This window comes from Pseudomonas sp. UBA3153 (genome assembly GCF_002364635.1).
Taxonomy (GTDB): Bacteria; Pseudomonadota; Gammaproteobacteria; order Pseudomonadales; family Pseudomonadaceae; genus Pseudomonas_O; species Pseudomonas_O kuykendallii.
Window position 1 is genome coordinate 1 of record NZ_DEYR01000081.1, and the last position, 14,204, is coordinate 14,204.

Annotated in this window: 18 protein-coding genes and 1 pseudogene; 15 read left to right on the forward strand and 4 right to left on the reverse strand. The window is 66.4% G+C overall.

The features are described 5' to 3' along the window. From B2X67_RS17825 to B2X67_RS17865, 9 genes and pseudogenes are all read left to right on the forward strand, one after another. Nucleotides 1-672: pseudogene (locus B2X67_RS17825) on the forward strand (cobyrinate a,c-diamide synthase); the annotation flags it as partial. After that, the gene (gene bluB, locus B2X67_RS17830) at nucleotides 669-1,319 is read left to right on the forward strand and encodes a 5,6-dimethylbenzimidazole synthase (RefSeq protein WP_286786316.1); all 651 of its coding nucleotides are present in this window, start codon (nucleotides 669-671) and stop codon (nucleotides 1,317-1,319) included. The pseudogene B2X67_RS17825 and the gene bluB, both read left to right, overlap by 4 nt. Then, nucleotides 1,316-2,227, forward strand: a complete 912-nt coding sequence (gene cbiB / locus B2X67_RS17835; protein WP_286786317.1) for an adenosylcobinamide-phosphate synthase CbiB — start codon at nucleotides 1,316-1,318, stop codon at nucleotides 2,225-2,227. Before bluB ends, cbiB begins: the two co-directional genes overlap by 4 nt. Continuing rightward, complete coding sequence (gene cobD / locus B2X67_RS17840; protein ID WP_286786318.1) at nucleotides 2,220-3,212, forward strand: threonine-phosphate decarboxylase CobD; 993 nt, start codon at nucleotides 2,220-2,222, stop codon at nucleotides 3,210-3,212. The genes cbiB and cobD overlap by 8 nt, the downstream gene beginning before the upstream one ends. Beyond that, a complete protein-coding gene (locus B2X67_RS17845) occupies nucleotides 3,209-4,669 on the forward strand; it encodes a cobyric acid synthase (protein ID WP_286786319.1) in 1,461 nt (486 codons plus the stop codon). Before cobD ends, B2X67_RS17845 begins: the two co-directional genes overlap by 4 nt. A 154-nt stretch (nucleotides 4,670-4,823) precedes the next feature. Next, nucleotides 4,824-5,345 carry a bifunctional adenosylcobinamide kinase/adenosylcobinamide-phosphate guanylyltransferase gene (cobU, locus tag B2X67_RS17850; RefSeq protein WP_286786320.1) on the forward strand — a complete coding sequence of 174 codons (522 nt, stop codon included), beginning with the start codon at nucleotides 4,824-4,826 and terminating at the stop codon, nucleotides 5,343-5,345. After that, a complete protein-coding gene (gene cobT / locus B2X67_RS17855) occupies nucleotides 5,342-6,388 on the forward strand; it encodes a nicotinate-nucleotide--dimethylbenzimidazole phosphoribosyltransferase (RefSeq protein ID WP_286786321.1) in 1,047 nt (348 codons plus the stop codon). The genes cobU and cobT overlap by 4 nt, the downstream gene beginning before the upstream one ends. After that, nucleotides 6,385-6,942, forward strand: coding sequence for a histidine phosphatase family protein (locus tag B2X67_RS17860; protein WP_286786322.1), 558 nt, complete (start codon nucleotides 6,385-6,387; stop codon nucleotides 6,940-6,942). Before cobT ends, B2X67_RS17860 begins: the two co-directional genes overlap by 4 nt. Nucleotides 6,943-6,970: 28 nt before the next feature. After that, nucleotides 6,971-7,699 (forward strand): adenosylcobinamide-GDP ribazoletransferase, encoded by a 729-nt coding sequence (locus tag B2X67_RS17865; protein ID WP_286786323.1) that lies wholly within the window; start codon nucleotides 6,971-6,973, stop codon nucleotides 7,697-7,699. Nucleotides 7,700-7,786: 87 nt separating this feature from the next. Here B2X67_RS17865 and B2X67_RS17870 read toward each other — a convergent pair whose 3' ends face one another. Then, nucleotides 7,787-8,314 (reverse strand): BRO-N domain-containing protein, encoded by a 528-nt coding sequence (locus B2X67_RS17870; protein ID WP_286786324.1) that lies wholly within the window; start codon nucleotides 8,312-8,314, stop codon nucleotides 7,787-7,789. A 179-nt stretch (nucleotides 8,315-8,493) separates the two neighbouring features. Here B2X67_RS17870 and B2X67_RS17875 point away from each other — a divergent pair, with 179 nt between their 5' ends. The 4 genes from B2X67_RS17875 (at nucleotide 8,494) to B2X67_RS17890 (ending at nucleotide 10,414) form a co-directional block, all read left to right on the forward strand. Continuing rightward, on the forward strand, nucleotides 8,494-8,730 hold the full coding sequence (locus B2X67_RS17875) for a helix-turn-helix domain-containing protein (protein WP_119694379.1): 237 nt from the start codon (nucleotides 8,494-8,496) through the stop codon (nucleotides 8,728-8,730). 154 nt (nucleotides 8,731-8,884) lie between these two features. Further along, nucleotides 8,885-9,424, forward strand: a complete 540-nt coding sequence (locus B2X67_RS17880) for a PAAR domain-containing protein (RefSeq protein ID WP_286786325.1) — start codon at nucleotides 8,885-8,887, stop codon at nucleotides 9,422-9,424. Between the two features lies 1 nt (nucleotide 9,425). Further along, nucleotides 9,426-10,130 carry a peptidoglycan recognition protein family protein gene (locus B2X67_RS17885; RefSeq protein WP_286786326.1) on the forward strand — a complete coding sequence of 235 codons (705 nt, stop codon included), beginning with the start codon at nucleotides 9,426-9,428 and terminating at the stop codon, nucleotides 10,128-10,130. Nucleotides 10,131-10,261: 131 nt separating this feature from the next. Beyond that, the gene (locus B2X67_RS17890) at nucleotides 10,262-10,414 is read left to right on the forward strand and encodes a hypothetical protein (RefSeq protein WP_286786327.1); all 153 of its coding nucleotides are present in this window, start codon (nucleotides 10,262-10,264) and stop codon (nucleotides 10,412-10,414) included. 10 nt (nucleotides 10,415-10,424) lie between these two features. Here B2X67_RS17890 and B2X67_RS17895 read toward each other — a convergent pair whose 3' ends face one another. The 3 genes from B2X67_RS17895 to B2X67_RS17905 all read right to left on the reverse strand — a co-directional run bounded on the left by B2X67_RS17895 (nucleotide 10,425) and on the right by B2X67_RS17905 (nucleotide 12,362). After that, on the reverse strand, nucleotides 10,425-10,703 hold the full coding sequence (locus B2X67_RS17895) for a hypothetical protein (RefSeq protein WP_286786328.1): 279 nt from the start codon (nucleotides 10,701-10,703) through the stop codon (nucleotides 10,425-10,427). Nucleotides 10,704-10,834: 131 nt separating this feature from the next. Then, on the reverse strand, nucleotides 10,835-11,749 hold the full coding sequence (locus B2X67_RS17900; RefSeq protein WP_286786329.1) for a nuclease-related domain-containing protein: 915 nt from the start codon (nucleotides 11,747-11,749) through the stop codon (nucleotides 10,835-10,837). 283 nt (nucleotides 11,750-12,032) lie between these two features. Continuing rightward, entirely contained in the window at nucleotides 12,033-12,362 is a 330-nt protein-coding gene (locus B2X67_RS17905) for a four-helix bundle copper-binding protein (protein WP_090227735.1), read from the reverse strand. A 157-nt stretch (nucleotides 12,363-12,519) separates the two neighbouring features. Between B2X67_RS17905 and B2X67_RS17910 the strand changes: the two genes are divergently transcribed. Both B2X67_RS17910 and B2X67_RS17915 read left to right on the forward strand, forming a co-directional pair. Continuing rightward, complete coding sequence (locus tag B2X67_RS17910) at nucleotides 12,520-12,933, forward strand: MarR family winged helix-turn-helix transcriptional regulator (protein WP_273231274.1); 414 nt, start codon at nucleotides 12,520-12,522, stop codon at nucleotides 12,931-12,933. 22 nt (nucleotides 12,934-12,955) lie between these two features. Next, the gene (locus B2X67_RS17915; RefSeq protein ID WP_376747823.1) at nucleotides 12,956-14,161 is read left to right on the forward strand and encodes an MFS transporter; all 1,206 of its coding nucleotides are present in this window, start codon (nucleotides 12,956-12,958) and stop codon (nucleotides 14,159-14,161) included. Nucleotides 14,162-14,204 lie beyond the last annotated feature (43 nt).

Genomic DNA, 14,204 nt, shown 5'->3' on the forward strand with positions numbered 1-14,204 from the left:
CTGGCGGCGAGCGCCGACACCGCGCTGCCGGCCGCCGTCAGCTTCGCCGCGCCGCAGGAGGAGGGCGATGTCGAGCCGCTGCTGCGCGGTGTGCGGATCGGCGTGGCGCGGGATGCGGCCTTCGCCTTCCTCTATGCGGCGAACCTCGACCTGCTGCGCCGCCTGGGTGCCGAGCTACGGTTCTTCTCGCCGCTGGACGACGAGGCCCTGCCGGCGGTGGACAGCCTCTACCTGCCCGGCGGCTACCCCGAGCTGCACCTGGCGCGGCTGGCGGGCAACCGGCCGATGCGCGCGGCGATCCGGGCGCACCACGCGGCGGGCAAGCCGATCCTCGCCGAATGCGGCGGCATGCTCTACCTGCTCGACGGGCTCAGCGACAAGGCCGGCCAGCGTGGCGAGATGCTCGGCCTGCTGCCCGGCGAGGCGCGCCTGCAGCCACGCCTGAGCGCGCTCGCGCTGCAGGCGGTGGACCTGCCGGAAGGCCGCCTGCGCGGGCACACCTACCACCATTCGACGCTGGACTGCGCGCAGCCGCCGCTGGCCCGCGGCGAGTGCCCGAACGGTCGCGGCGCCGCCGAGGCGGTGTATCGCCTGGGCCGCCTGACGGCTTCCTACATCCACTTCTACATGCCGTCCGACCCGCGTGCCGCGGCGACCTGGTTCCTGCCATGAACGAATGGGCCTACAGCGCCGAGGAGCGCGCGGCGATCTACCGGGCCATCGCCGAGCGCCGCGACATGCGCCATTTCAGCGGCGGCGAAATCGCCCCGGAGCTGCTGACCCGGCTGTTGCAGGCCGCGCACCAAGCGCCCAGCGTCGGCCTCATGCAGCCCTGGCGCTTCCTGCGCATCAGCCGTCCGGCACTGCGCGAAGCCATCGCCGGGCTGGTCGAGGAGGAGCGCCTGCTCACCGCCGATGCACTGGGCGAGCGGCGCGACGACTTCCTCCGGCTCAAGGTGGAAGGCGTGCGCGACTGCGCCGAGCTGCTGGTCGCCGCCCTGAAGGACGGCCGCGAGGCACACGTCTTCGGCCGCCGCACGCTGCCGGAAATGGACCTCGCCTCGCTGTCCTGTGCCATCCAGAACCTCTGGCTGGCGGCCCGCGCGGAAGGGCTGGGCATGGGCTGGGTGTCGCTGTTCGATCCGCAGCGCCTGGCCGACCTGCTCGGCATGCCGCCCGGCGCCAAGCCGGTGGCGATCCTCTGCCTTGGACCGGTGTCGGCCTTCTACCCGGAGCCGATGCTGGTCGGCGAAGGCTGGACCCAGGCGCAGCCGCTGGACGCCATGCTGTTCGGCAACCAGTGGGGCGAGAAACCATGATCGCCGTGGCCCTGACCGCCTGCGCCGGTGTCGCGCTGGATGCGCTGTTCGGCGAGCCGAAGCGCTGGCATCCGCTGGTGGGCTTCGGTCGCCTGGCCGACGCCATCGAGGGGCGGCTGAACCGGGTGAACGGCCGCGCGCGGGTGAACGGCGTGCTCGGCTGGTGCCTGGCGGTGCTGCCGCTGACGCTGCTGGCCTGGGCGCTGGGCCGTTTGCCCTACCTCGGCTGGCTCGTCGAGGCGCTGCTGCTGTACCTCGCCATCGGCCTGCGCAGCCTGGACGAACACGCACAACCGGTGGCCGATGCGCTGGAGCGCGGCGACCTGGACGAGGCGCGGCGACGGGTCGGCTACATCGTCAGCCGCGAACCCTCGGCACTGGATGAAAACGGCGTGGCCCTGGCCGCCACCGAGTCGGTGCTGGAGAACGGCAGCGACGCGGTGTTCGCCGCGCTGTTCTGGTTCGCCGTGGCCGGCGCGCCGGGCGTGGTGCTGTATCGCCTGAGCAACACGCTGGACGCCATGTGGGGCTACCGCAACGCGCGCTTCGAGCGCTTCGGCTGGGCCGCGGCGCGCCTCGATGACGTGTTGAATTACCTGCCCGCGCGGCTGGTCGCGCTGACCTACGCGCTCCTCGGGGAAACCCGCCGCGCGCTGCGCTGCTGGCGCCTGCAGGGGCCGCAGTGGAGCAGCCCGAATGCCGGCCCGGTGATGGCGGCGGGTGCCGGCGCGCTGGGCGTGGTGCTTGGCGGGCCGTCGATCTATCACGGCGAGATGCGCTATCGTCCGCCGCTGGGCGAGGGCGGCGTGGCGCGTGGCGAGGACATCCGCCGGGCGATGCGCCTGGTGCGCCGCGGCGTGGCGGCGTGGTTGCTGCTGCTGGTCATAGGGAGTCTGCTGAATGCTTAACCATGGAGGCGGCCTGCGCAAAGCCGCGGAGAAATACCGCATCGGCCTTGCCGACTGGCTCGACCTGTCCACCGGCATCGCGCCCTACGGCTGGTCGCTGCCGGAGGTGCCGCTGGAGGCGTGGAACCGCCTGCCGGAGCGGGACGACGGCCTGGAGCAGGCCGCGCGGCGGTTCTACGGCGTCGAGGCGCTGCTGCCGGTCGCCGGTTCGCAGGCGGCGATCCAGGCGCTGCCGAGGCTGCGTCGCTACTGCCAGGTGGGCATTGTCTCGCCCTGTTACGCCGAACACGCCGAGGCCTGGCGCCGCGAAGGCCATCGCCTGCTGGAGATCAGCGAGGCGGGCGTGCGGCGCAGCCTGGATCGCCTCGACGTGCTGGTGGTGGTCAACCCCAACAACCCCACCGGCCGGCGCATTCCCACCGAGCAGTTGCTGGAATGGCACGCCCGGCTGGTCGAGCGCGGCGGCTGGCTGGTGATCGACGAAGCCTTCATGGACGCCACTCCCGAGCACAGCCTGGCGGCGCACAGCCACCTGCCGGGGCTGATCGTGCTGCGTTCGTTCGGCAAGTTCTTCGGCATGGCCGGCCTGCGCCTGGGCTTCGTGCTGGCACAGCCGCAGCTGCTCGATCGCCTCGACGAAATCCTCGGCCCCTGGGCGGTGAGCGGCGCCGCGCGCAGCATCGCGCGCACGCTGCTGCTGGACGACCAAGGCCAGGCCGGCCAGCGCCGCCGCCTCGAAGCCGATGGCGTGCGGCTGCACGACCTGCTGGCCGGCCACGGCCTGAGGCCGACCGGTGGCTGCTCGCTGTTCCAGTGGTGGGTCAGCGAGCACGCCGCGCTGCTGCACGAATACCTGGCCTGCCACGGCATCCTGGTCCGGCTGTTCGCCGCGCCGTCGAGCCTGCGCTTCGGCCTGCCGCCGGACGAGGCGGCCTGGGAGCGCCTGGAGTCGGCGCTGGAAGTCTTCGCCCGGAGCCGTGCATGAAAGCCAGCGCCACGCTGATGGTGCAGGGTACCACCTCGGATGCCGGCAAGAGCACTCTGGTGACCGCCCTGTGCCGCTGGCTGCACCGCCAGGGCGTGGCGGTGGCACCGTTCAAGCCGCAGAACATGGCGCTGAACAGCGCGGTCAGCGCCGACGGCGGCGAGATCGGCCGCGCCCAGGCCGTGCAGGCGCAGGCCTGCAAGTTGCCGCCGCACACCGACATGAATCCGGTGCTGCTCAAGCCCAACAGCGACATCGGCGCCCAGGTGATCATCCACGGCCACGCGGTCGGCAACATGAACGCGGTCGCCTATCACGCCTACAAACCCACCGCGATGCAGGCGGTGCTGGCCTCCCACGGGCGCCTGCGCGAGGCCTATCGGGTGGTGATGGTGGAGGGCGCCGGCTCGCCGGCCGAGATCAACCTGCGCCAGGGCGACATCGCCAACATGGGCTTCGCCGAGGCGGTGGATTGCCCGGTGATCCTCATCGGCGACATCGACAAGGGCGGCGTCTTCGCCCATCTGGTCGGCACCCTGGAACTGCTTTCCGAGAGCGAACGGGCGCGCGTCCGCGGTTTCGTCATCAACCGCTTCCGCGGCGACATCGCGCTGCTGCGCCCCGGCCTGGACTGGCTGGAGGCGCGCACCGGCAAACCGGTGCTCGGCGTGCTGCCGTACCTGATGGACTTCCATCTCGAAGCCGAGGACGCGATAGACGCGCGCCAGCCGGGCAAGCAGGGCGAGCGCCTCCGGGTGCTGGTGCCGGTGTTGCCACGCATCAGCAACCACACCGATTTCGACCCGCTGCGCCTGCATCCGCAGGTCGACCTGCGCTTCGTCGGCCCCGGCCAGCCGATTCCGCCGGCCGACCTGATCATCCTGCCCGGCTCCAAGAGCACCCGCCGCGACCTGGCGTTCCTCCGCGCCAACGGTTGGGACCTCGCCATCGCCCGGCACCTGCGCTACGGCGGCAAACTGCTGGGCATCTGCGGCGGCCTGCAGATGCTCGGCCGGCGCATCGACGACCCGCTCGGCCTCGAAGGCGACGCCGGCAGCAGCGACGGGCTCGGCCTGCTCGATTTGCACACCCGCCTGGAGGCGGAAAAGCAGCTGCGTCTGGTCAGCGGGCGCCTCAGCCTTGAGGGCGCGCCGGTCAGCGGCTACGAAATCCACGCCGGCGTCAGCACCGGCAGCGCCCTGAACGATGCGCTGATGACCCTCGACGACGGTCGCCAGGACGGCGCGCGCAGCGCCGATGGCCAGGTCATCGGCACCTACCTGCACGGCCTGTTCGAGGCGCCCGAAGCCTGCGCCGCGCTGCTGCGCTGGGCCGGCGTGCGCGAGGTCGAGCACAGCGATTACCACGCCCTGCGCGAACGCGAAATCGAGCGTCTTGCCGATCTGGTCGAGGCGCATCTGGATACCGATCGGCTGAGGGCGCTATGCGGGCTTTGATGCGGGCGGTCGGTGTCTCCATTCGCCTGCCGAAATCCAGCTCGGTGGATCGGTGGGGCGTGATCCACCCTACGTTTACACCGATCCGTAGGGTGGATGTCGCTTTCCACATCCACCGCTTCTCGATCCCCCAATCCTCTGGAAACGCTGAACCATGCCTGAACTGATCCTCGGCGGCGCCCGTTCGGGCAAGAGCCGCCTGGCCGAGCGTCTGGCCGCGGAGTCCGGCCTCGAGGTGGTCTACATCGCCACCAGCCAGGCGCTGGACGGCGAGATGTCCAGCCGCATCCGCGAACACCGCGAACGCCGCCCGGCGCACTGGGGGCTGATCGAGGAACCGTTGCGACTGGCGAGCGTGCTGCGCGAACAGGCGGCGGACGGGCGCTGCCTGCTGGTCGACTGCCTTACCCTGTGGCTGACCAATCTGCTGATGCTGGATGACCCGCAGCGCCTGGCCGCCGAGCGCGACGCGCTGCTCGACGCCCTGGCCGAGCTGCCGGGGCGAATCATTTTCGTCAGCAACGAAACCGGCCTCGGCGTGGTGCCGATGGGGGAACTGTCGCGGCGTTACGTCGACGAAGCCGGCTGGTTGCACCAGGCCCTGGCCGAGCGCTGCGAGCAGGTGGTTTTCACCGTCGCCGGCCTGCCGATGATTCTCAAGGGAGCACCGTTATGACCATCGATTGGTGGCGGCAGGCCTGCCGTCCGCTGGACCTCGCCGCGCGCGCCGAGGCCGAGGCGCGTCAGGCGCAACTGACCAAGCCGACCGGCTCGCTGGGCCAGCTGGAAGGCGTCGCACTGGCGCTAGCCGCCCTGCAGGGCGCTCGACCGGATATCCGCCTGCCCTGGATCGCGGTGTTCGCCGGCGATCACGGCGTGGTCGCCGAGGGCGTTTCGGCCTATCCGCAGGAAGTCACCGGGCAGATGCTGCGCAACTTCGTCGGCGGCGGCGCAGCCATCAGTGTGCTCGCCCGGCAGTTGGACGCGCGCCTGGAAGTCGTCGATCTCGGCACCGCCTTTCCGCTCGAAGCGCTGCCCGGCGTGCGGCACCTGAACCTCGGCGCGGGCACCGGCAACTTCGCCCGGGAGGCGGCGATGAGCGACGCGCAGCTGCGCCTGGCCTTGCAGGCCGGCCGCGACAGCCTGCTGCGCGCCAAGGCCAGCGGCGCCGACCTGTTCATCGGCGGTGAGATGGGCATCGGCAACACCAGCGCCGCCAGCGCCCTGGCCTGCGCGCTGCTGGGCCTGCCGGCGCGTGAGCTGGTCGGCCCCGGCACCGGTCTGGATGCCGGCGGCGTGGCGCGCAAGGCGGCGGTGATCGAGCGCGCACTGGCGCTGCACGGCGCGTTTCTCGGCGATCCCTTCGAGGTGCTGCGCCGCCTTGGTGGCTTCGAGATCGCCGCGCTGGTCGGCGCCTACCTCGCTGCCGCACAGGAGGGCGTGGCGGTGTTGGTCGACGGCTTCATCTGCAGCGTCGCCGCGCTGCTCGCGGTGCGCCTGAATCCGGCCTGCCGCGACTGGCTGCTGTTCGGCCACCGTGGCGCCGAGCCGGGCCACCGCCGCGTGCTTGATGCGCTGAATGCGCAACCGCTGCTCGACCTCGGCCTGCGCCTCGGCGAAGGCAGCGGCGCGGCGCTGGCGGTGCCGCTGCTGCGCCTGGCCTGCGCGCTGCACAACCAGATGGCCACCTTCGCCGAGGCGGCGGTGTCCGACCGATGAGACTCGACCTGCTGCGCCACGGCGAGACCGAGAGCGGCGGGGGCTTTCGCGGCAGCCTCGACGACGCGCTGACCGCCGTCGGCTGGCAACAGATGCGCAACGGCATCGCCACGCGCGGCCCCTGGGATGTGCTGGTCAGCTCGCCGCTGCAGCGCTGCGCCGCCTTCGCCGACGCCCTGGCCGCCGAGCGCGGCCTGCCGCTGCATCTGGAGGCGGACCTGCGCGAACTGCATTTCGGCGACTGGGAAGGGCGCAGCGCCGCCGAACTGATGGAATCCGACAGCGAGGCGCTGGGGCATTTCTGGGCCGATCCCTACGCCTTCGCGCCTCCCGGCGGCGAGCCGCTTCTGGCTTTCGAGGCGCGCGTGCTCGGCGCGCTGGCGCGGCTGCGACAGCGCTTCGCCGGGCAGTGCGTGCTGCTGATCACCCATGCCGGCGTGATGCGCCTGCTGCTGGCGCGCGCACGCGGCCTGCCGCGCGGCGAACTGCTCTCGGTGGTGGTCGGCCACGGCGAATGCCATCGGCTGGACCCCACGATCGACCCAACCCCTTAACCTGCGCCGCGCGCCGCACTGGAGCCCCATGCAGCCGTTCCTGATCGCCCTGCAATTCCTCACCAGCCTGCCGATCCGCCTGCCCGGCATGCCCAACCCGGAGCAACTGGGCCGCTCGCTGCTGTTCTACCCGCTGGTGGGCGCGCTGATCGGGCTGATCCTGCTCGGCGCCAACGCGCTGTTGGTCGGCAGCCCCGCCGCGCTGCATGCCGCGCTGCTGCTGACCCTCTGGGTCGGCCTGAGCGGCGCCCTGCACCTGGACGGCCTCGCCGACAGCGCCGATGCCTGGCTCGGCGGCCTGGGCGACCGCGAACGCACCCTCGCCATCATGAAAGACCCCCGCAGCGGCCCGATCGCCGTGGTCGTGCTGGTGCTGGTCCTGCTCCTCAAATTCGCCGCGCTGCTGGCGCTGCTGCAACACGGCGACACCCAGGCGCTCCTCCTAGCCCCCATCCTCGCCCGCGCCACCCCGCTGGCCCTGTTCCTCACCACCCCCTACATCCGCAAAGGCGGCCTCGGCCAAGCCCTGGCCGACCACCTGCCACGCCGCGCCGCACGCTACGTGCTGGCCGCTACGGCGCTGGGCGTTCTGCTGGTTGCAGGGTGGAGCGGGGCGTGGGGTCTGCTGCTGGCGGCGGTGCTGTTCGCGTATCTGAGGCGGGCGATGGTGAAGCGGCTGGGTGGGTGTACCGGGGATACGGTGGGTGCGGTGTTGGAGTTGGTTGAGGTTGTCGTTCTGGTGGGGTTGGCGTTTTAGTCGAGCGGGACGGGAATGAAGGATCATGAGTTGCCCGGAAACGCTGCAAGCTCAGTGAAATAGAACATCCCATGCTGGTGGCGGTGTTCAGCGCGCTGCTCCGGCTCGGCAGCGCCCACGCCACCAGCGCACCAACCACGATTGGGGCTTGCTCCGTCCTGAGCGGGCCTGCTGGTGGAAGCGCGGCAACTCGCCCAAGGCGATCCACAGCTCACCCTGCCACTCCAGCAGATTGACCTGCTGGTTGTTCCAGGCCATCAGGCAACGCGATGGCTCATGCCCGTCTCCCGCCTCACTGTCGCGCAGCGCCGGCAGGGCCACATGGCTGAGCCAGCGACGTAGATGGCGATTCTCCGGATGCGAGAAGCGCCACAACGCCCTGTACAGGCCTGACTCGCTGAGCACCTCCACCGCCTCCGACTGCTCGCTGGCCAACCGGAAGTGCACCACCCGCACCTGGTCGGCATCCATCAGCCGACAGATCCGCTCCGGGTGGCGATGGCCCAGCAAGCGCGCAAACTCCCGGGCACAGACCCACGGCTGACGGTCGATCATCACCCCGCGTAACGGGCGGTTATGGCGCATCAACACGATGGGGATGTAGGCGTCTTCCATAAGGCCTCCCGGCTGTCAGTCGCGAATGGCAGAGGTTTCGAACGTGCGGGCAGGGGAATGCACACGCATAACGTGTCTAGGGCGAACGGCTTTTGATACCCTGCCAAAACTAAGATTCTAAAGGTTCCTATCTTGGAACTTATGATGGTTCCAAGGTTGGACCTGTCAAGGGGGTTAAATTGGATTTGCCGGCAAAAATGAAGGCGATACGGGCCAAGGAAAATCTGACCCAGGAAGATTTTTGCCGGGAAGTCGATATCAGCTTGAGTAGCTGGAAGAAGTACGAAGCCTCGATTACCGACATGGGGCTGGCCCCGTTCCTCAAGGTCGCCAACCACCCGCGCTTTAAAAAGTACGCACTGTGGCTGACTACTGGAGAAACGGCTCCGGAGTGTGGGCAGATCAGCCCGCTTTGAGGCTGAGGCGTGCAAGAAGTTGCGCGCTACATCTCTGTTACTTTCGCGTGCGCCGGCCATAGTCTGGGCTTGCCCCAATCGGCCATCTGGCGATAACGCCAAGTTGGCTACCGGAGCTGCCAATAGATCGTCTCGCTAATGCAAGGATTCGCATATGAGTGGAAGACCCGCCGCCCGCGTCACCGACTCCACGGCCTGCCCATTACCGGGGCACGGCACCAATCCCATAGCCGAAGGCTCTCCTGACGTCGTGTTTGACGGTCTTCCTGCGGCACGACAGGGCGATGCTGCTGGTTGCGGAGGCCTCATTGTTTCCGGGGTGTCATCGACCGTATTCATCAACGGCCAACCCGCCGCGACTCTGGGCAGCATCGGGGCCCACGGAAATGTTGTTATCTCTGGCTCTGGCAGTGTGATCATTGGTGACAGTCACGCACCAGCACTATTTACCGCCCCCGCCCCGCTGCAATTCCAGCAGACGTATGCAACGTCGTTCAGCATCACTGACAGTGAGAGCGGTGAGCCGCTGGCTTATCGTGAATTCGTTGCTCTGGTGGATGGTCGGCAACAGATTGGTACCACTGATGCGAACGGAATTGCACACATCAAGACACCTTTGGAGAATTCCGTGGTTTCGTTGCATGTGAAGTTCAAGGCGCCGGCTCGCATCCTTGACGAGATGGTGGAGGGCTGAAATGGCGTTTGAAACTACGGCGAAAGCTCAGGAGGTCAAGCCCGGGCAACCGATACAGCCTGTCTCCATCACAGTGAATGACCGCGCCGCAACTCGCGAGGCGCTGATTAGGAAGATCCGTGAGCTAGGTGGTCAGTTTGTTGAGCGATCTGGATGGGGGGCGGTAAAGGGTCATGCTACGGCGTCTGACTGGGATTACTCAATGGTTGCCCTTCACCATGCAGGGAGGAGCTATTCATGTGGTGTTGGGGCCGAGCAGATGCGCGACACCCAGGAAGAGCAGATCGATAAGTTCGAAGATTTTTCCTATCACTTCGGGATCAGTTGCGACGCGGTGATTTATGAAGGGCGGGATATCCGCCTGAAAGGTTCGCACGTTAGGCTGTACAACACTGGTGTTATCGGTATTGTGCTGTTGAACAATCTCAGTACAGCCGGAGAGGGCGGAGACATTGTCGCTTGGGGCCGCCAAGGCATGGGGTTTCTCGGCGTGAACACGACAAATGCCATTCCGGGGCCGCAGATTGATTCAGTGCTAACCCTTATCTCCGCATTGAAGAGTGTGTTTGTCATCAAGCATTTTGGCGGTCACCGGGAGTATCCGAATCAGTTGTCTGAGGGAAAGATTTGCCCTGGAAATATCGGCATGGAGCTTGTTAGAAATATTCGTGCTAAGAGTCAACTCTTACCGCCACCTACGTCATGAAAAAATGTATCGCCCTGCTTTTTATTCTATTCGTGGCTCATCTCTATATCGGGTTCTACGAGACTCGCTGGGCGGAAGACAACAAGAGAGTTTTCTTCATCAAGAAGTACCCATCTCTACAGGTCGAGTTCATGAATCTCTTTGCTAGCGATGCGGACGACAAGCTCTTGGAGCAGTTGAGCCCGCTGGAGCGAGCGACGGTGCGCGATTACTGCAAGTTCCGCCTGGGCATCGAAACGCATCTTGAGACTCAGGAAGAACTCAATGCCTGCAAGGCTCGGTGACCTGTGACATTCAATTTATCCCTCCGCCGAATTGGAAGTGCTGCTCCAAAGATTTCTCGAGCTTCGCTTTTAGATCCAACGGGTCATTGAAGCGCACTTGTTGCCAGTGACGGAGGTTGAAACCAATCATGGCGTCGTTCTGGATCTGATTGTTATCCACAAGGAGTATGAAGTTGTCCTGTGCTGCCGTGCGGCCTTGGTTAAGGCCCATCAAGAAACCGATTTCGTGATAGACGTTTTTGTTGCCCTGGGTCAGATCCGCAATCAGCAGGCCACAGCCATTTACCACTTTGAGGATTTCGTCGGCAATGGTATAGCTGTGCCCTTTGTTGACATGGTCAATGCGTACTGGCGTTAGCGAAAAAGGGGACAGATTTATTTTTCGAATGCGACCTCATGCAGCTCTTCCAGCTCTACCTCTCAAAGACTTTGCATCGTCCGGCACTTCGGAAACGCTGAGCATCCCCAAAACTGCTGCCCCGCTTTTGTCCCTGTTTTACGGGTGCGAATAACGAGGGCACTACCACATTTTGGACATTGCCGCTCTGCAGTAGGATCACTCCGGCGTTTGAGGTTCTGCACATGCTCGCGGTGTGTGGCGAGCGTCGGCGCGCGGCGGCCGGTTTGCAGGGCGTGCAGCATGGCGTTGACTTCAGACTCGCTGAATACCGGCTGCCGGAATGACTGGATATAGCGGATAAAGCCGATGCCCTGGGTCACGTTGGCCGGCACTTCGGTTTTGAAGGTGCTGCCGCCGATAAAGGTGACTACTGAGTGCAGGTGCTCCGGGCTCACAGGCCGCTGCAAAGCTACCTGCGTTGGCAACGCTGCGTTAAAAACAGGCTCGGAATGCTCATTTACAGCACGTAAACTCCGCTTCCTCGCCTGTTTTTGCCTTGCGTTGCCTGCCTCGCCTACGCTTTCCAGCGCCCTGTTTGTGTTTAGGAAAGCTTCCAGGGCTTTGAGGTGTTTGTAGTTCTGCCGCAGCGGGTTCTGGAATTTGAAGGTGCTTTTGTAGAGCTTTTGCGTCCACTGCGCCTGCTTCTCGCTGCCGAAGATCCAGCCGCTCATATTCTTCGTTTCCAGCACGAAGAGGCCGTAGGGCGAGAGAAAGACGTGGTCGATCTGAGTGGTGCCGTCCGGGGTGTTCAGGGTGACGTTGTGCAGGCGGCGGTAGGTCTGCTTATCCAGTTGCCAATGGGCGAACAGCCGGACCAGGAGTTCGCCGATATGACCCTTGGCCCAAGGCGACTTGAGCAGGCCGATCAGCAGCAGGGTGGGAATCAGCCAGGTGGCCGTGCTGATCAGCGGGCGGAGTATTGCGGCGTAGTCCATTGCCTCTTCCTTGAGCAAAGCCTTTTGGCAGCCATTGCGATCCGAAAGGTCGAGGCTGCGCGAGGACTCGGATAATGGCTAATTGCCTGGCTTGGCTCAAGGGCTACAGGGGCGCCGATGACAATCGGTATCGGGCGGCGTGACGTGGAAGAAACCCCACGAAGATACCGGCACACGAGCGTGCTTTTACCGGTCGACGCAAAGTGGGCGATGGCAGCTGCAGGCCATCAACAACGAAAAGCAGGGAGGATCTTTCCGATCATCCCTGAACGCAGCGGGGCCCCTACGCCACCATCGCCTCGCACTCCGCCGCGCAGCGCTGGCAGGCCTGGGCGCATTGCTGGCAGTGCTCGTGGGAGTGGCGGGCGCATTCCTCGGCGCAGGCCTGGCAGGCGAGGGCGCAGAGGTGGCAGGTTTCTTCGGCGAGGTCGCTGCCGCGGACCATCAGGGCTTCGGCGAGGCGGCAGAGGTCGGCGCAGTCGCGGTCTAGGCGGATGCAGGCGGCCATCATCGTGACGTCGTCCTCGCGCAGGCAGGCGGCGGCGCAGGCTTCGCAGGCAATGACGCAGGCGCTGCAGGCCTGGATGCATGAGAGATAGCGTTGCTCGGTCATCGGAGCGCTCCATGGTTTACAGCGTTTGACCACTAGTGACCGGTGCTATGGCGGCCAGTTCTGGACGGCCTGACGGAAGGCGCGTCGATGCCCTCCGGCAGGACTTCCCAGGTGCGACGATTTGACTCCGAAAGAATGCGGGTATATACACGCATCCATGACGACGACCCATTGCCTCTGCACCCAACTGCGTCGCACCGCCCGCGGTGTGACCAAACGCTATGACGACGCCCTGGCCGGCGCCGGGCTGACCACGGCGCAGTTTTCCCTGCTGCGCCATCTCGAGCGGCTCGAGTCGCCGAGCATCACCGACCTCGCCGCCGCCATGGGGCTGGAGCGCAGCACGCTCGGCCGCAATGTGCGGGTGCTGGAAGGCCAGGGGCTGCTGGAACTGGGCAATGCCGTCGACCAGCGCAACCGCCTGGTGTCGATGACCGCGCTGGGCCGTGCGCGGCTGGACGACGCGGTGCACGCCTGGAACGACGCCCAGCTGCAACTGACGCAGAAATTCGGCAGCGAGAAACGCGCGGCGTTGATCGCGTTGCTCGACGAGCTGCATGCCCTCGAATGAAAACAAAAACTTAGGAGTTCACATGGCTGCGTCTTCGCGCCCGATGTTCTGGATCATGCTGTCGGCGGCGCTGATCCTGGCCCTGTCCCTCGGCACCCGCCACGGTTTCGGCCTGTTCCTGCCGCCGATGAGCGCCGAATTCGGCTGGGGCCGCGAGGTGTTCGCCTTCGCGATCGCGCTGCAGAACCTGATCTGGGGCCTGGCGCAACCCTTCGCCGGTGCGCTGGCCGACCGCTTCGGGGCGATTCGCACGGTGGTCATCGGCGGCGTCCTCTATGCCCTCGGCCTGGTACTGATGGGCTTCGCCGACTCGCCCTGGACGCTGTCGCTGAGCGCCGGCCTGCTGATCGGCCTCGGCCTTTCCGGCACCTCGTTTTCGGTGATTCTCGGTGTGGTCGGCCGCGCCGTGCCGATGGAGAAGCGCAGCATGGCGATGGGCGTTGCGGCGGCGGCGGGCTCGTTCGGCCAGTTCGCCATGCTGCCCGGCACGCTGGGCCTGATTGGCTGGCTCGGCTGGTCGGCGGCGCTGCTGGTGCTCGGCCTGATGGCCGCGCTGATCGTGCCGCTGGCCGGCATGTTGCGTGATCGTCCGCAGCCGGTTCAGGCCCACGAGCAGACGCTCTCCGAGGCCGTGCACGAGGCGGTCGGCCATTCGGGGTTCTGGCTGCTTTCGCTGGGCTTCTTCGTCTGCGGTTTCCAGGTGGTATTCATCGGCGTGCACCTGCCGGCCTATCTGGTCGACCAGCATCTGCCGGCGACGGTCGGTACCACGGTGCTGGCGCTGGTCGGGCTGTTCAACGTCTTCGGCACCTACATCGCCGGCTGGCTCGGCGGGCGGATGTCCAAGCCGCGCCTGCTGACCTGGCTGTACCTGGCGCGTGCGGTGGTGATCACGGCCTTCGTCTTCACCCCGCTGACGATCTGGACCGCCTACGCGTTCGGCATCGCCATGGGGCTGCTGTGGCTGTCGACGGTGCCGCTCACCAACGGCACGGTGGCGACCCTGTTCGGCGTGCGCAACCTGTCGATGCTCGGCGGCATCGTCTTCCTCTTCCACCAGTTGGGCGCGTTCCTCGGCGGCTGGCTGGGTGGCTATCTGTACGACAGCACCGGCAGTTATCAACTGGTCTGGCAGTTGTCGATCCTGCTCAGCCTGATCGCGGCGGTGCTCAACTGGCCGGTACGCGAGAAGCCGGTGGCGCGTCTGGCGGCGGGGCCGGCGGCGTGACCCGGACCCTCGTGCTGCGCCTCGGCGCTAGATCGGAAGAGCG